Below are 16,013 nucleotides of genomic sequence, written 5' to 3' on the forward strand. Positions count from 1 at the left end.
CCTTTGTCGCAACGCTTGGAGCTCGACCGCCCGTGCCAGTTCTGCGTCTTCCGCACCTGCCGGCCACCGCCGGCAAACACACCTGGAGCAACCTGCCGGGCGCCGCCCTGAGCCTGGCTATTGCCGAAGCCGCCAGCGCCGCCAAGCGCTTTACCCTGCTGCTGACCGCCGACAGCCAGACGGCCGACCGCCTGGAGCAGGAACTGCGCTTCTTCGCACCGCAGTTGCCGGTACTGCCCTTCCCCGACTGGGAAACCCTGCCGTACGACCTGTTCTCGCCGCATCAGGACATCATCTCTCAACGCGTGGCCAGCCTGTACCGGCTGCCGGAGCTCGACCACGGCATTCTCGTGGTGCCGATCACCACCGCCCTGCACCGCCTGGCGCCAACACGCTTCCTGCTGGGCAGCAGCCTGGTGCTGGATATCGGTCAGAAGCTCGACGTCGAGCAGATGCGCCTGCGCCTTGAAGCCAGTGGCTACCGCTGTGTCGACACCGTTTATGAACACGGCGAGTTTGCCGTGCGCGGGGCCCTGATCGACCTGTTCCCGATGGGCAGCAAGCTGCCTTACCGGATAGACCTGTTCGACGACGAAATCGAAACCCTGCGCACGTTCGACCCGGAGACCCAGCGCTCGATCGACAAGGTCGATTCGGTACGCCTGCTGCCCGCGCGCGAATTTCCGCTGCAAAAGGACGCCGTGACCCAGTTCAAGGCGCGCTTTCGTGAACGTTTCGACGTCGACTTCCGCCGCAGCCCGATCTTCCAGGACCTCACCAGCGGCATTATTCCCGCAGGCATCGAGTACTACCTGCCACTGTTCTTCGAGGAAACCTCGACGCTGTTCGACTACCTGCCGCAGGACACCCAGGTGTTTTCCCTGCCGGGTATCGAGCAGGCCGCCGAACACTTCTGGAGCGACGTGCGCAACCGTTACGACGAGCGCCGCATCGACCCGAACCGGCCATTGCTGCCCCCCGTCGAACTGTTCATGCCGGTAGAAGACTGCTTCGCCCAACTCAAGCGCTGGCCGCGCATCGTGGTCAGCCAGGATGACAGCGAGGGCGGTGTTGGCCGCGAGCGCTTCGCCGCGCAGACGCTACCGAACTTGGCCATCGAAGCCAAGGCCAACCAGCCGCTGGCCGCACTGTCCAGTTTCCTTGAGCAGTTCCCGGGCCGCGTCTTGTTCACCGCCGAATCGGCGGGGCGCCGCGAAGTGCTGCTGGAGCTGCTCGAACGCCTGAAGCTGCGCCCACAGACCCTCGACAGCTGGGACGAGTTCGTTCAAAGCAAAGAGCGCCTGGGGATCACCATCGCGCCACTGGACGACGGCCTGCTACTGGAAAGCCCCGCCCTGGCACTGGTCGCCGAAAGCCCACTGTTCGGCCAGCGCGTCATGCAGCGTCGACGCCGCGAGAAGCGCAGCGACGGCACTAACGATGCGGTCATCAAGAACCTCACCGAACTGCGCGAAGGCGCGCCGGTGGTCCACATCGACCACGGGGTTGGCCGCTACCTGGGCCTGGCGACGCTGGAGATCGACAACCAGGCCGCCGAGTTCCTGACGCTTGCCTACGCCGAGGGCGCCAAGCTCTATGTACCGGTCGCCAACCTGCACCTGATCGCGCGCTACACCGGTAGCGACGACGCCCTGGCACCGCTGCACCGCCTGGGCTCGGAAGTCTGGCAAAAGGCCAAGCGCAAAGCCGCCGAACAGGTCCGCGACGTAGCCGCCGAACTGCTCGACATCTACGCCCGCCGCGCAGCGCGCAAGGGTTATGCCTTTGCCGACCCGGCAGCCGACTATGCCACCTTCAGCGCCGGCTTCCCGTTCGAGGAAACCCCGGACCAGCAAGCCGCCATCGAAGCGGTACGCGAGGACATGCTCGCCGCCAAGCCGATGGACCGCCTGGTCTGTGGCGACGTCGGCTTCGGCAAGACCGAAGTGGCCATGCGAGCCGCGTTTATCGCTGTGCATGGCGGACGCCAGGTGGCCATCCTGGTGCCCACCACCCTGCTCGCCCAGCAGCACTACAACAGCTTCCGCGACCGCTTTGCCGACTGGCCGGTGACCGTGGAGGTGATGAGCCGCTTCAAGTCAGCCAAGGAAATCAACGCCGCCGTCCAGGACCTGGCCGACGGCAAGATCGATATCGTCATCGGCACGCACAAACTGCTGCAGGACGACGTCAAGATGAAAGACCTTGGCCTGGTGATCATCGACGAAGAACACCGTTTCGGCGTGCGCCAGAAGGAACAGCTCAAAGCACTGCGCAGCGAAGTCGACATTCTTACCCTCACCGCCACGCCGATCCCACGGACACTGAACATGGCCGTGTCCGGCATGCGCGACCTGTCGATCATCGCAACCCCGCCAGCGCGACGACTGTCGGTGCGCACCTTTGTCATGGAGCAGAACAAAAGCACCATCAAGGAAGCGCTGCTGCGTGAGCTGCTGCGCGGCGGCCAGGTCTACTACCTGCACAACGATGTGAAGACCATCGAAAAATGTGCTGCCGACCTCGCCGAACTGGTGCCGGAGGCGCGTATCGGCATTGGCCACGGGCAAATGCGCGAGCGTGAACTCGAACAGGTGATGAGCGACTTCTACCACAAGCGCTTCAACGTCCTGATTGCCTCGACCATCATCGAGACCGGTATCGACGTACCCAGCGCCAACACCATCATCATCGAACGCGCCGACAAATTCGGCCTGGCGCAGCTGCACCAGCTACGTGGACGCGTGGGGCGCAGCCACCACCAGGCTTATGCCTACCTGCTCACACCGCCACGCCAGCAGATCACCGCCGATGCGGAAAAGCGCCTGGAAGCCATCGCAAACACCCAGGACCTTGGGGCAGGTTTCGTCCTGGCGACCAACGACCTGGAAATCCGTGGTGCGGGCGAACTGCTCGGCGAAGGCCAAAGCGGCCAGATCCAGGCCGTCGGCTTCACCCTGTACATGGAAATGCTCGAACGTGCGGTCAAAGCCATTCGCAAGGGCACGCAACCCAACCTCGATCAACCGCTCGGCGGCGGCCCGGAAATCAACCTGCGCGTGCCAGCACTGATTCCCGAGGACTACCTGCCGGATGTCCATGCACGCCTGATTCTCTACAAACGCATTGCCTCGGCTACCGACGAAGACGGCCTCAAGGACCTGCAGGTGGAAATGATCGATCGCTTCGGCCTGCTGCCGGAGCCGACCAAGAACCTGGTGCGCCTGACCCTGCTCAAATTGCAGGCCGAGCAGCTCGGCATCAAGAAAGTCGATGCTGGCCCACAAGGCGGGAAGATCGAGTTCGCCGGGGAAACCCCTGTCGATCCACTGGTACTGATCAAACTGATCCAGAGCCAACCCAAACGCTACAAGTTCGAGGGCGCAACGCAGTTCAAGTTCATGGTTCCCATGGAGCGCGCAGAAGAACGCTTCAATACCCTCGAGGCGCTGTTCGAGCGCCTGACCCCGACATCCGCTTAAGGAAAACCGATGCGCCTGATTCGCTCCCTGGCCCTGCTGGCCGCGCTCTGCTCCACCAGCGCCTTCGCTGACGGCCTGTATCAGATCGAGATGATTCTGGTTCGGCAAAACAGCGTGCCGGCCATTACCAGCCAGTACGCCCCGGAAGACTGGGCCGCCGACGCCAAGACGTTAAGCAGCACCGACGAAAGCAAACCCGCGATGAACGACGAAGCGGCAAAGCTGCAGGCCGACAGCCAGTACACGATCCTGCTGCACAAAGCCTGGCAACAGAACCTGAGCGCCGAACCGGGCAAGGTCGCCATCAGTGACGGCAAACAGCATTTCGGCCACTTCCCCGTGGAAGGCAACCTGAGCCTGAGCGACGGCCGCTTCATCAGCGCTGACGCCAGTTTCTGGGTCAACCGTTTTGCGGCCGACGGCAGCATTACCCAGACCGAACAGTTCAAGCAGAGCAACAGCAACATGCGCCTTGGCGACCTGAACTACCTTGACGGCGGCCATCTGGCACTGCTGCTCAAGGTCACGAAGCTTTGAAATGCCCGACCGTGTGATAGCCCCGCTTCTACCCCAGCCACGCCTGTGGCTGGGCAGCATTGAGTTCAGCGCCTTCGAGCCTCGAAACGGGCGCATGCAGCGTTACACCCAACACCGTGCCGCACTCGCCTTCGGCTATGCCGGCGACTATGTCAGCGGCACCCTGCATGCGCGTCAGGCGCAACCCCTGCAGCGCCACCTGAGCGCCGAGCAAAGCCTGCGCGAAACACTCCTGAGCCTGGGCTTCAAGGTTGCCACCCGGCAGAGCAAAGCCTTGCCGGAAAGTGCCGGCGAGCCGTTCGAGCTCCCCAGCGAGGCAGCCTGGTTACGCTTTGTCCTCAATGACCTGCCACACTTGCGCGAGCAAGGCTGGCAAATCATCTGCGCTGACGACTTCGCTTTTGACCTCACCCCGGTCGACGACTGGTACGCCCAGGTCGTCGAGACGCCCGAACGCGACTGGTTCGACCTCGAGCTGGGCATCGTGGTCAATGGCGAGCGCTTGAGCCTGTTGCCGATCCTGCTCAACCTGCTGCGTACCCACCCGGAATTGCTCAACAGCGCGCACCTGGCCAAACGCCGTGACGACGAGCAGATCCTGGTGCCCATCCCCCACCCTCATGCACCGCGCAAGACGCTTCAGATCGCCCTGCCGTACGGGCGGCTCAAACCGGTATTGGCCACCCTGGGGGATTTTTACCTGCGCGAGCCGGGCGAGACCACCGTACGCCTGGCCAGCCCTGACGCGGCGCGCCTGAACGCCCTGCTCGAGCTGCCACTGACCTGGGAAGGCGGTGACCGGGTTCGCGCTTTGGGCGAACGCCTGCGCGATATTCGTACCCAGGCCGTCACCACCCCTGAAGGCCTGAAAGCTACCCTGCGCCCCTATCAGCTTGAAGGCTTGAGCTGGATGCAGGCGCTGCGCGAACTGGACGTCGGCGGCATCCTGGCTGACGACATGGGCCTGGGCAAGACGCTGCAAACCCTGGCCCACCTGCTGACTGAAAAAAACGCAGGCCGTCTTGATCGACCGGCAATGGTGGTAATGCCCACCAGCCTGATCCCCAACTGGCAGGATGAAGCCGAGCGCTTTGCTCCGCAGTTACGGGTACTGGCATTGCAAGGCATTGGTCGCCGGCAGTACTTCGACAAGCTGGCGGACTACGACCTGCTCCTGACAACCTATGCGCTGCTGCCCAAGGACCTTGACCACCTCAAGCACCTGCCACTGCACGTACTGATCCTGGACGAAGCCCAGTACATCAAGAGCCCCACCAGCAAGGCCGCTCAGGCTGCGCGACAGTTGGAGGCGCGGCAACGCCTGTGCCTGAGTGGTACGCCACTGGAAAACCACCTGGGCGAACTCTGGTCACTGTTCCACTTCCTGCTGCCGGGATGGCTGGGCGACAACAAGGCGTTCAACCGCGATTACCGGGTGCCTATTGAGCGCCAGGGGGACGAAGAACGCTTGCAGCACCTGAATGCACGGATAAAGCCCTTCCTGCTGCGCCGAACCAAGGAGCAAGTGGCAACCGAACTGCCGGCCAAGACCGAAATGATCCACTGGGTCGACTTGACCGAAGCACAGCGCGACGTCTATGAAACCATGCGCCTGGCCATGGACAAGAAAGTACGCAACGAGATCAGCCGCAAGGGTGTTGCCCGCAGCCAGATCATCATTCTTGAGGCACTGCTGAAGCTGCGCCAGGTCTGCTGCGACCTGCGCCTGGTCAAATCCGAGGCAGCCGGCCCATCACGCAGCGCGAACTCGGGCAAACTCAACAGCCTGCTGGAGATGCTTGAAGAATTGCTCGCCGAAGGCCGTCGAGTGCTGCTGTTCTCGCAGTTCACCAGCATGCTTTCGCTGATTGGCGAGGAACTGCAACAGCGCGGTATCGACTATGCGTTGTTGACGGGTGACACCCGCGACCGACGCGCACCGGTTGCAGACTTCCAGAGCGGCCGGCTGCAGATCTTCCTGATCAGCCTCAAGGCCGGTGGCGTCGGCCTCAACCTCACGGCAGCCGACACCGTGATTCACTACGACCCATGGTGGAACCCGGCAGCCGAACAGCAAGCGACCGACCGTGCATACCGCATTGGCCAGGAAAAACCGGTGTTCGTCTACAAGCTGATTACCCGCGGCACCGTGGAAGAGAAGATCCAGCAACTGCAGCAGGAGAAGTCTGCACTGGCAGCCGGTGTACTGGATGGGCGCCAGGCCGGAGACTGGAAACTGGCCGACGACGATATTGACGCACTACTGGCACCCTTGCCAGGCCGTCGTCACCCGCCTAAAAGCGGGTGAGCCCGGTGTTAACGAGGGTGTCAGCGGGGCGCCAGCGCGATCAAAGCAGCGGCACAATCAGCCCGCCAACACTCGCGCCAAGGTCGACTTCACCTTGCCCATGCCACCGTGCAGTGCCTGCTCGATTTCGGCCATGGTGATCACGGCGGTTGATTTACCCGCCGCCGGGTTCACCACCAATGCCAGGCAGGCATAGTCCAGCTCCAGCTCGCGTGCCAATGCGGCTTCCGGCATGCCGGTCATGCCGACGATGTCGCAGCCATCACGCTCAAGACGGGCGATCTCGGCAACGGTTTCCAGGCGTGGCCCTTGGGTGCAGGCATAAACACCATGGCTGCTGTAACCGACACCTTCGGCTGCCAGCGCGGCAATCAACCGGGCACGCAGTGGCTCGCTGTAGGGGTAGCTGAAGTCGATGTGCGTGACCTGCTCCAGGTCATCGGCAAAATACGTGTGCTCACGACCGCTGGTGTAGTCGATCAGTTGATGCGGCACACAGAAATGCCCGGTCCCCATCGCCGCATGAATGCCACCCACGGCGTTCACCGCCAGGATTGCCTCAGCACCCGCCTGCTTCAATGCCCACAGGTTGGCACGGTAGTTGACCTTATGCGGTGGAAAGCGGTGCGGATGACCATGACGGGCCAGGAACAGCACTTCACGACCGGCATACTCACCCACCAATACATCAGCCGACGGGCGGCCATAGGGCGTGTCCATCGGCAGCGCCTGACGAATGTTCAAGCCCTCAAGCTGGGTCAGGCCGGTACCGCCGATAATGGCGTAAACAGTCATTGTGTGTCCTTAATCGATCAACTGGGCTTCTTGCAAAGCCCCTAAAGCCGCTAGCCAGCGTGGCTGTTGGCGATACTCGGTAGTGGCAAAGCCTTGCCCGCGCATGCGCGCGATACGTGGCGAGGGCTTTACCTTCATGCGCTGGGCTGCCGACAACGCAAGCTCTGCCGCCGCCCGATCGTTGCACACCAGCCCCATGTCACAGCCTGCACTCAAGGCGGCCTCGATTCGACTGGCAGCGTCACCAACAACGTGCGCACCGGCCATCGACAGGTCATCACTGAAGATCACACCGTCAAAACCCAGCTCACCACGCAGAATGTCCTGCAGCCACCGCCGCGAGAAACCGGCAGGCTGATTATCGACCTGCGGATAGATCACGTGCGCCGGCATCACAGCAGCCAACTGCCCACTCAGGCGAGTGAACGGAACCAAGTCGGCGGCGCGGATCTGCGCGAGGCTGCGCTCATCGGTCGGGATCGCCACGTGCGAATCCGCCTCGGCCCAGCCATGGCCGGGGAAATGCTTGCCACAGGCCGCCATGCCGGCCGCGTTCATGCCACGGATGAAGGCACCGGCCAGCACGGTAGCGCGCTCGGGGTCACCTTCAAACGCACGGCTGCCGACCACCGCACTGCGCTGATGATCGAGATCCAGCACTGGCGCGAAGCTGAGGTCCAGGCCTACCGCCAGCACTTCGGTCGCCATCAGCCAGCCACATTGCTCTGCCAGATACTCGGCATTGTCGTTGTCGGCAATGGCGCGCATGGCCGGCAAACGCACAAAGCCCTGACGCAGGCGCTGCACCCGGCCACCCTCCTGGTCGACCGCCAGGATCAGGTCGGGGCGAATGGCGCGAATGGAAGCGGTCAGCTCGCGCACCTGGCGCGGGCAGTCGATGTTGCGGGCAAAAATGATCAGGCCCGCCACTTCGGGCTGGCGCAGGAGTTGACGGTCTTCGGCGGTCAACCAGGTACCGGCGACGTCCACCATCAGGGAGCCTTGCAGGCTGGCACTCATAAATGATCCTTCAGTTGAGGGAGGTCGTGGCCCACTCGGGGCACGCGGCTTCTTCGATCTGCACAGGGCAATGCACCGGCACCTGCTCGAACAGGCTCACCAGGTCGGCACTGCGTAGGCGCACACAACCATGGGACAGCGGAACGCCCATGGGTTCCGTGTCCGGCGTGCCATGCAGGTAGATATAGCGGCGGAAGGTATCGACCGGCCCAAGGCGATTGCGCCCTGGCTCACAGCCACTGAGCCAGAGGATGCGCGACAGAATCCAGTCACGCCCGGGAAACTGCTCATGCAGTGCCGGCGTCCAGGTTTCACCCGTCCAGCGTCGCCCCCTCAGCACCGCGCCGCAGGGCAAGCCCGCGCCAATTTTTGCGCGAACCTGATGGCGACCGCGAGGGGTACATCCGGAACCACTGGTTTCCCCCGCACCATTGAGCGCGGTAGACACTGGAAGACGCACGACCAGGCGCCCCTCGGCAAACCCATAGAGGCATTGATCGGCGATGGAAATATGCAGTAAATCGAGAGTAGGCATGGGGCGCTAGCTTAGCTGAAGCGCCCCGCCGTTGCATCAGGCCTTGGCAGGCATTGGCGCACTGCCCGACTTGCTGCGCGGACGCAATTGCGCAGCGGCCATGGCTTCGTCGGTCACACCGCTTTCGGCGCGCATGCCGGCCGCCAGGAACGGCACCATGAGGCGCATGACCTGCTCGATCGAGGTGTTGACCCCGAAATCGGTTTCGGCGATTGCGCGCAACGCCTTGATGCCGGACATGCTGAACGCGGCGGCACCGAGCATGAAATGCACACGCCAGAACAGTTCGATTGGCGGAATACGCGGCGCCGCTTCGTTGACCAGCAACATGTAGCGACGAAACACCTTGCCGTACATGTCTTCCAGGTACCGCCGCAAGTGCCCTTGGCTCTGGCTGAACGCCAAACCCAGCAGGCGCATGAAAATGGACAGGTCGTTGCCACTGCGCGGCTGCACCGCCAGCGCCTGCTCGACCAACATTTCCAGCAGCTCTTCGAGTGTCGGCTTTTGCTCCGGACGCGCCTGACGACGCTCCAGCTCACGCTCCAGGCTGGCACAGAACGGGCCAAGGAAACGCGAGAAGACGGCCTGGATCAGCGCCTTCTTGGAACCGAAATGGTAGTTCACCGCCGCCAGGTTGACGCCGGCCTTGCTGGTAATCAGCCGCAATGAGGTTTCGGCAAAACCTTTTTCCGCGAACAACTGTTCTGCTGCATCGAGAATGCGTTCAACGGTTTCCGACTGGGCCATGACTACTCCGCCTGACAAACACTTGTTTGAAACATACGTTTCAAGCAAGGGTATTGTCAAGTCTGGGCGGCCGTTTTCTGGCTCACGGGTCACGTATTTAATCACAGCTTCAAGGCGCAGGCTTCAGGCAACAAGCCCACGCAAGTCGACGTCGTTGCAACGCCAACAGCCCGTCAGGTGAAGCTTATGTATTGCCAACCCTCTTCCACTGTATATAATCCCAGTCACTGTATAAAAAGACAGAGCGATCGACATGCTAAAACTGACGCCACGCCAAGCTGAGATTCTGGCTTTTATCAAACGCTGCCTGGAAGACAACGGCTTCCCGCCAACACGTGCGGAAATCGCCCAGGAGCTGGGCTTCAAATCGCCCAACGCTGCCGAGGAACACCTCAAGGCACTGGCCCGCAAAGGCGCGATCGAAATGACCCCGGGCGCCTCTCGCGGCATCCGCATCCCAGGCTTCGAGGCCAAGAGCGACGACAGTGGCCTGCCAATCATTGGTCGGGTCGCTGCCGGTGCACCCATTCTCGCCCAGCAACACATTGAGCAATCCTGCAACATCAACCCAAGCTTCTTCCACCCCAAGGCCGACTACCTGTTGCGCGTTCACGGCATGAGCATGAAGGATGTCGGCATTCTGGACGGTGACCTGCTGGCCGTTCACACCTGCCGCGAAGCCCGTAACGGCCAGATCGTCGTTGCCCGTATCGGCGACGAAGTCACGGTCAAACGCTTCAAACGCGAAGGCAACAAAGTCTGGCTGATAGCCGAAAACCCTGAGTTCGCGCCCATCGAAGTCGACCTCAAAGAGCAGGAACTGGTGATCGAAGGCTTGAGCGTCGGCGTCATTCGCCGCTAATTAGGAGGCGTTATGCAGTTCCCCCATGTACCTCAGCAAGCCCAACTGCCGTTGTTCGAGGCGTTCCTGGCCCAGCCGATCCTGCCCCGCCTGAAGCCGGCAGAACCTGTGCGACCGAACAACGATCCCGAGGTATTCAGTGAGCTTTCCTTCCGAGGTGCACTGGGGAACTGCCAAAGCCTGTTGGCCCCAATGCTTCGTGAACTGAGCGAAGAACAGGATGCCCGCTGGCTGACCCTGATCGCACCGCCTACCAGCCTAACTCAAGCCTGGCTACGCGATGCCGGCCTGAACCGCGAACGCATCCTTCTGCTACAACCACGCAACACCCAGAGCGCCCTGCAACTGGCCTGCGACGCCTTGCGCCTGGGCCGCAGCCACACCGTAGTGAGCTGGTTAAACCCGGTCAGCACGTCGGCCCGCCAACAACTGATCAATGCTGCACGTGCCGGGCACGCGCAAAGCCTGAACATCCGCCTCGGCTGACGTTCAGCAGGTCAATACATCTGCAGGCAAGGCTTCTCCAGAACGGAGAAGCCCTCAAGGGCGATTAATGCAGAACCCGTGGGCCGTCTTCACGCTCGATCTCGCCTTCAACCAGCTTGCCAGCCATCTGCACGCCCACGCTGAGCATGGCCTTGGCCACTTCTACGTGCTGCCCTTGCAGAAAAGCCTTGGCGTCCTCAGAGAAATCCAGGGTAACCAACGACCCTTCGTCCTCGGCGCGGCGCAGTTCGATGCGGCCGTCAGGTAACTCGACAATTTCTAGAAAGGACGTTGGCATAAAAGGCTGTTCTCCACGAAAGGCTGGCATTGTACCAGCCACCGATGAACTCAGCACTCACTCAAGCCCTCACGGAAACGAACTGTCAGGCTTTTGAGATTCTGCCGCCAGAGCTCCAACGCCTCCCGCGATAGCGGCTCAACCTCAGGTTCATCAAGGCTGACCGCCTGAATCAATGGCTGAGTAACGTCGGTTTTCGGCTTTTTTGCCGCGACAGGCGGTCGGAACAAATTGGCATAAGCACTTATCAGTTGCGCCAGCCAGGTTTCCGGCTGACGCGCCAACTCGATCAGCTCGGCCATCTCGGGGATGGCCACCGCCTCAAGCACTTCAGGCGTCAGCAACAGCTCGACACGCGATGCGCCGGCTTGTGGCAAACGGTAGAAGCCCGCAATTTCGTGGCACAAGCCCAGCAACGCCCCATAGAGATGGAAGAGTGCCGACTCACGCTCGGCCTGAACCAGCGCCTGGGCATTCATCGCCCGACTCTCCTGCGCCTTGCCAAGCGCCTCAAGGGCCAGGCCAGCGAAATAGATCTTCTGATTGGTGCGGGTATAGAGTTCCTGGGCCATCTGGATGCCCTCCGAAAGGCTGCAAGGCGGGCCTGCCAGTTTCAGGGATGCCCTGCCCGACCGCAAGCAGTGTCTGGCCCTGAAATGAAAAAGGCCGCATCCGACACACGTCGGATACGGCCCTCGACTGCGCCAGAACGATCAGCGCTTGTCTTCGACCTTCCAGGCATTGCCATCGTAGAAGGCACGCCAGCCGGTAGGCTTGCCGTCCACCTCGGTCTGCACGTACTGCTCCTTGGTCTTGCGGCTGTAACGGATAACCGCAGGACGACCCTCAGGGTCTTTCTTGGGCGCTTCGCACAGGAAATGGTACTTCGGATCGATCTCGTCCTTGTGCGGAACGATCTCGATCACCAGCGGCGCACGGGTCTCACGGTTTTTCGGGAACTGGCTGGCGGCCAGGAACAAGCCCGAGGCACCGTCGCGCAGCACGTAGGTGTCATCGACCTTCTCGCACTTGAGCTCCGGCATCTTCACCGCGTCCATCTTCGGCGGCGCCGCCTCACCGCTCTTGAGCAGCTTGCGGGTGTTCTTGCACTCGGTGTTGGTGCAACCGAAGAACTTGCCAAAACGGCCCGTCTTCAACTGCATCTCGCTGCCGCACTTGTCGCACTCAAGGCTCGGACCCTCATAGCCCTTGATACGGTAGTTGCCCTCTTCGATTTCGTAGCCGACGCAATCCGGGTTGTTACCACAGATATGCAGCTTGCGCTTCTCATCGAGCAGGTAGGCATCCATCGCCGTGGCACAGATCGGGCAACGGTGCTTGTTGCGCAGCACCCGCGACTCGGACTCACCCTCATCATCGGCAGCAATCTCGTCACCCGGCACCAGGTTGACCGTCGCCTTGCAGCGCTCTTTCGGCGGCAGGCTGTAACCGGAACAGCCGAGGAACACGCCGGTCGAGGCGGTACGAATCATCATCGGACGACCGCAATCACGGCATGGAATATCGGTCAGCGTCGGCTGGTTGGCACGCATGCCGTTTTCGCTCGACTCGGCCGCCTGCAGCTTGCTGCTGAAGTCGCCGTAGAATTCGTCGAGAACGCTCTTCCAGTCACGCTCACCCTGGGCGACGTCGTCGAGGTTTTCTTCCATCGCGGCGGTGAAGCCGTAGTCCATCAGGTTGGAGAAGCTCTCAGACAGGCGCTCGGTGACGATATCGCCCATCTTCTCGGAGTAGAAACGGCGGTTGTGCAACGTGACATAGCCGCGGTCCTGGATGGTGGAAATAATGGCGGCATAGGTCGACGGACGACCAATACCACGCTTTTCCATCTCCTTGACCAGGCTGGCTTCAGAGAAGCGTGCCGGCGGCTTGGTGAAATGCTGGCTAGGGTCGAGCTGGATCAGCTTCAGGCTTTCGCCCTGCTCCATTTCCGGCAGCACGTCATCGTCGCCCGGCTTGCTCTGTTGCGGCATGACCCGGGTGTAACCGTCGAACTTCAGGATACGGCCCTTGGCACGCAGTTCGAACTCACCGGCTTTCACACTGACAGTGGTCGACAGGTACTGTGCCGGCGGCATCTGGCAGGCCACGAACTGACGCCAGATCAGCTCATAGAGGCGCTCAGCGTCGCGCTCCATGCCACTGAGCTTGCTTGGATGTGTATTGACGTCAGACGGACGAATCGCTTCGTGAGCCTCCTGAGCACCCTCCTTGCTGCCGTATACAATCGGCGCATCAGGCAGGTACTTCTTGCCGAACTCGCTTTCGATGTAGCTGCGCGCCATTTCCACGGCATCGACCGACAGGTTGGTCGAGTCGGTACGCATATAGGTGATGTAACCGGCTTCATACAGACGCTGGGCCATCATCATGGTTTTCTTCACGCCGAAGCCCAGGCGGTTGCTGGCAGCCTGCTGCAGGGTCGACGTGATGAACGGTGCCGACGGCTTGCTGCTGGTCGGGCGGTCTTCGCGCTTGACGATGCTGTAGCTGGACGCCTTGAGCTTTTCCAGCGCAGCCATCGCCTGGGCTTCGTTGAGCGGCTTGAACGCTTCACCGTTCTCACGTGCCACTTCAAAGCGCACTTTGGCGTTCTTGGCGGTGCCCAGGTCGGCGTGAATCTCCCAGTACTCTTCCGGGATGAACGCACGGATCTCGCGCTCGCGTTCGACCACCAGCTTTACCGCGACCGACTGCACACGACCGGCCGACAGGCCACGGGCAATTTTCTGCCACAGCAGCGGCGAGACCATGTAACCCACTACACGGTCAAGGAAGCGCCGCGCCTGCTGGGCATTGACCCGATCGATATCCAGTTCGCCCGGCTGGGAGAACGCTTCCTGAATAGCCTTCTTGGTGATCTCGTTGAACACCACGCGCTTGTAACGATCGTCATCACCACCAATGGCTTCGCGCAGGTGCCAGGCAATGGCTTCCCCCTCGCGATCCAAGTCGGTTGCGAGGTAGATGGTGTCAGCATCCTTGGCCAGACGGCGCAGTTCCTCGATGACCTTTTCCTTGCCGGGAAGGATCTCGTACTTGGCTTTCCAGCCGTGGTCTGGATCGACACCCATGCGCGCGACCAATTGCTTGCGCGCCTTCTCCTTGGGCGTGAGTACCGGCCCCTCTGCCGCGGCAGCCTTGCCGCGCTTGGCAGCAGGCTCCTTGCTGGCGCTGGCCGAACCGCTGGTGGGCAGGTCTCGGATATGGCCGATACTCGACTTCACCACGTACTGGTTGCCCAGGTACTTGTTGATGGTCTTGGCCTTAGCCGGGGATTCCACAATGACCAGCGATTTGCCCATGGATCGGAAAATTCCTGAATACTGAAAATAAAAACACGGCAGGTACCTGACGTGGCACCGCTATATATAGTGGCAACAGAGTGAGGTCAAGCGCAGTGAACTAGCCTGCTTCGGCATCGCCACGGGTAAACAACGTCTCTTCGGCCTTGACCAAAGCAAAGCGCGGCACCTGCTCGCCGTCAACCTCGACCGACTCGAGGAACATCGAAAGAGGCCGCACCCACAGGCCGAACTCGCCATAGAGCGCTTGATAAAACACCACCCACTCCTCGGTTTCGGAGTGTTGGGCGACACTGAATACACGATACTCAGGCCCTTTGTAATGCCGGTATACGCCTGGTTGTATCTGCATGCTGCCTGCCCTCTTGAGAAAATTATCCTGCACAAACAAAAACCGGGGCACAAGGCCCCGGCTTCCTACCACCCAACGCTTAGACGCGTTCGAAAACAGTGGTAATGCCCTGGCCCAGGCCAACGCACATGGTCGAGACACCGAAGGTACCGCCATTCTGCTTCATGACATTGAGCAGCGTGCCGGAGATTCGAGCGCCGGAACAACCGAACGGGTGACCCAATGCAATCGCGCCGCCGTGCAGGTTAACCTTCTCATCCATCTTGTCGAGCACTTTCAGATCCTTCAGCACGGGCAGGGCCTGTGCCGCGAAGGCTTCGTTCAGCTCGAAGAAGTCGATATCGGTAATTTTCAGGCCGGCGCGCTTGAGCGCTTTCTGCGTAGCCGGCACCGGGCCGTAGCCCATGATCGCCGGGTCTACACCAGCCACCGCCATCGAACGAATCACCGCCAACGGCTGAATGCCCAGGTCCTTGGCACGCTGCGCCGACATCACGATCATGCACGAGGCACCGTCGGTGATCTGCGACGAGGTACCTGCCGTCACGGTGCCGCCCTTCGGATTGAACGCCGGCTTGAGTGCAGCCAGGCTTTCCAGGGTGGTGTCCGGACGAATGGTTTCATCGTAGTCGAAGACTTTCAGAAAACCATTCTCGTCATAGCCCTGCATCGGGATGATCTCATCCTTGAACTTGCCTTCGACCGTCGCCTTGTGGGCGAGCTGGTGCGAACGCAGACCAAAGGCATCCTGCTGCTCACGGGTGATGCCATGCATCTTGCCGAGCATTTCAGCCGTCAGGCCCATCATGCCCGAGGCCTTGGCCGCATACAGCGACATGTGCGGGTTCGGATCGACCCCGTGCATCATGCTCACGTGACCCATATGCTCGACGCCGCCGACGACGAAAACGTCACCATTGCCGGTCATGATTGCCTGGGCGGCGGTGTGCAGCGCGCTCATCGAGGAACCGCACAGACGGCTGACCGTCTGCCCGGCAGCGGTGTGCGGGATCTGGGTCATCAGCGAAGCCATGCGGGCGATGTTCCAGCCCTGCTCCAGGGTCTGGTTGACGCAGCCCCAGATGACGTCCTCGACTTCGCCCGGATCAACCTTGGCGTTACGCTCCAGCACTTTGCTGATCAGGTGCGCCGACATGTCTTCAGCGCGGGTATTGCGGTGCATGCCACCCTTGGAGCGGCCCATCGGGGTGCGACCGAAGTCGACAATCACCACGTCTCTTGGATTCAGGCTCATAAATTCA

14 protein-coding genes are annotated in these 16,013 nt (G+C 61.4%); 5 read left to right on the forward strand and 9 right to left on the reverse strand.

Annotated features, from left to right (window positions below):
- Positions 1 to 32: 32 nt before the first annotated feature.
- Genes mfd through ACZ9H3_RS08020 form a run of 3 tightly spaced genes read left to right on the forward strand, consistent with a single transcriptional unit; the run spans position 33 to position 6,327 of the window.
- Positions 33 to 3,482: a transcription-repair coupling factor gene (gene mfd, locus ACZ9H3_RS08010; protein ID WP_476220264.1), complete on the forward strand. Its 3,450-nt coding sequence runs from the start codon at positions 33 to 35 to the stop codon at positions 3,480 to 3,482.
- 9 nt (positions 3,483 to 3,491) lie between these two features.
- Complete coding sequence (locus ACZ9H3_RS08015; protein WP_476220265.1) at positions 3,492 to 4,019, forward strand: CsiV family protein; 528 nt, start codon at positions 3,492 to 3,494, stop codon at positions 4,017 to 4,019.
- A 1-nt stretch (position 4,020) separates the two neighbouring features.
- Positions 4,021 to 6,327, forward strand: a complete 2,307-nt coding sequence (locus tag ACZ9H3_RS08020) for a DEAD/DEAH box helicase (protein WP_476220266.1) — start codon at positions 4,021 to 4,023, stop codon at positions 6,325 to 6,327.
- A gap of 57 nt (positions 6,328 to 6,384) precedes the next feature.
- Here the strand turns inward: ACZ9H3_RS08020 and ACZ9H3_RS08025 are convergent, their stop codons facing one another.
- From ACZ9H3_RS08025 to ACZ9H3_RS08040, 4 genes are read right to left on the reverse strand one after another with little or no spacing between them, the layout of a single operon-like run.
- Positions 6,385 to 7,122 carry an S-methyl-5'-thioinosine phosphorylase gene (locus ACZ9H3_RS08025; protein WP_476220267.1) on the reverse strand — a complete coding sequence of 246 codons (738 nt, stop codon included), beginning with the start codon at positions 7,120 to 7,122 and terminating at the stop codon, positions 6,385 to 6,387.
- Between the two features lie 9 nt (positions 7,123 to 7,131).
- On the reverse strand, positions 7,132 to 8,130 hold the full coding sequence (gene nagZ, locus ACZ9H3_RS08030; protein WP_189395348.1) for a beta-N-acetylhexosaminidase: 999 nt from the start codon (positions 8,128 to 8,130) through the stop codon (positions 7,132 to 7,134).
- Positions 8,131 to 8,152: 22 nt separating this feature from the next.
- On the reverse strand, positions 8,153 to 8,677 hold the full coding sequence (locus ACZ9H3_RS08035) for a L,D-transpeptidase (protein ID WP_099775394.1): 525 nt from the start codon (positions 8,675 to 8,677) through the stop codon (positions 8,153 to 8,155).
- A 36-nt stretch (positions 8,678 to 8,713) separates the two neighbouring features.
- A complete protein-coding gene (locus tag ACZ9H3_RS08040; RefSeq protein WP_099775395.1) occupies positions 8,714 to 9,427 on the reverse strand; it encodes a TetR/AcrR family transcriptional regulator in 714 nt (237 codons plus the stop codon).
- Positions 9,428 to 9,680: 253 nt separating this feature from the next.
- On the opposite strand from ACZ9H3_RS08040, the gene lexA reads away from it, so the two are divergent.
- Positions 9,681 to 10,289, forward strand: a complete 609-nt coding sequence (lexA, locus tag ACZ9H3_RS08045) for a transcriptional repressor LexA (RefSeq protein WP_065758460.1) — start codon at positions 9,681 to 9,683, stop codon at positions 10,287 to 10,289.
- A gap of 12 nt (positions 10,290 to 10,301) precedes the next feature.
- A complete protein-coding gene (gene sulA / locus ACZ9H3_RS08050) occupies positions 10,302 to 10,775 on the forward strand; it encodes an SOS-induced cell division inhibitor SulA (protein WP_065758459.1) in 474 nt (157 codons plus the stop codon).
- Between the two features lie 64 nt (positions 10,776 to 10,839).
- On the opposite strand, the gene ACZ9H3_RS08055 is transcribed toward sulA, so the two are convergent.
- From ACZ9H3_RS08055 to fadA, 5 genes are all read right to left on the reverse strand, one after another.
- Positions 10,840 to 11,073: a hypothetical protein gene (locus ACZ9H3_RS08055; RefSeq protein WP_065758458.1), complete on the reverse strand. Its 234-nt coding sequence runs from the start codon at positions 11,071 to 11,073 to the stop codon at positions 10,840 to 10,842.
- Positions 11,074 to 11,123: 50 nt separating this feature from the next.
- On the reverse strand, positions 11,124 to 11,645 hold the full coding sequence (locus ACZ9H3_RS08060) for a DUF6586 family protein (protein ID WP_065758457.1): 522 nt from the start codon (positions 11,643 to 11,645) through the stop codon (positions 11,124 to 11,126).
- A 141-nt stretch (positions 11,646 to 11,786) separates the two neighbouring features.
- Positions 11,787 to 14,399 carry a type I DNA topoisomerase gene (gene topA, locus ACZ9H3_RS08065; RefSeq protein ID WP_065758456.1) on the reverse strand — a complete coding sequence of 871 codons (2,613 nt, stop codon included), beginning with the start codon at positions 14,397 to 14,399 and terminating at the stop codon, positions 11,787 to 11,789.
- Between the two features lie 100 nt (positions 14,400 to 14,499).
- The gene (locus ACZ9H3_RS08070) at positions 14,500 to 14,751 is read right to left on the reverse strand and encodes a DUF1653 domain-containing protein (RefSeq protein WP_065758455.1); all 252 of its coding nucleotides are present in this window, start codon (positions 14,749 to 14,751) and stop codon (positions 14,500 to 14,502) included.
- Between the two features lie 79 nt (positions 14,752 to 14,830).
- Positions 14,831 to 16,006, reverse strand: a complete 1,176-nt coding sequence (gene fadA, locus ACZ9H3_RS08075) for an acetyl-CoA C-acyltransferase FadA (protein ID WP_099775396.1) — start codon at positions 16,004 to 16,006, stop codon at positions 14,831 to 14,833.
- Between the last annotated feature and the right edge of the window lie 7 nt (positions 16,007 to 16,013).

This window comes from Pseudomonas sp. TE3910 (genome assembly GCF_056279025.1).

Coding starts and splice junctions, on each gene's coding strand:
- lexA (WP_065758460.1), top strand. CDS start 9,681: ATGCTAAAACTGACGCCACGCCAAGCTGAGATTCTGGCTTTTATCAAA.
- ACZ9H3_RS08025 (WP_476220267.1), bottom strand. CDS start 7,122: ATGACTGTTTACGCCATTATCGGCGGTACCGGCCTGACCCAGCTTGAG.
- ACZ9H3_RS08015 (WP_476220265.1), top strand. CDS start 3,492: ATGCGCCTGATTCGCTCCCTGGCCCTGCTGGCCGCGCTCTGCTCCACC.
- topA (WP_065758456.1), bottom strand. CDS start 14,399: ATGGGCAAATCGCTGGTCATTGTGGAATCCCCGGCTAAGGCCAAGACC.
- fadA (WP_099775396.1), bottom strand. CDS start 16,006: ATGAGCCTGAATCCAAGAGACGTGGTGATTGTCGACTTCGGTCGCACC.
- ACZ9H3_RS08060 (WP_065758457.1), bottom strand. CDS start 11,645: ATGGCCCAGGAACTCTATACCCGCACCAATCAGAAGATCTATTTCGCT.
- sulA (WP_065758459.1), top strand. CDS start 10,302: ATGCAGTTCCCCCATGTACCTCAGCAAGCCCAACTGCCGTTGTTCGAG.
- ACZ9H3_RS08070 (WP_065758455.1), bottom strand. CDS start 14,751: ATGCAGATACAACCAGGCGTATACCGGCATTACAAAGGGCCTGAGTAT.
- ACZ9H3_RS08055 (WP_065758458.1), bottom strand. CDS start 11,073: ATGCCAACGTCCTTTCTAGAAATTGTCGAGTTACCTGACGGCCGCATC.
- ACZ9H3_RS08020 (WP_476220266.1), top strand. CDS start 4,021: ATGCCCGACCGTGTGATAGCCCCGCTTCTACCCCAGCCACGCCTGTGG.
- ACZ9H3_RS08040 (WP_099775395.1), bottom strand. CDS start 9,427: ATGGCCCAGTCGGAAACCGTTGAACGCATTCTCGATGCAGCAGAACAG.
- ACZ9H3_RS08035 (WP_099775394.1), bottom strand. CDS start 8,677: ATGCCTACTCTCGATTTACTGCATATTTCCATCGCCGATCAATGCCTC.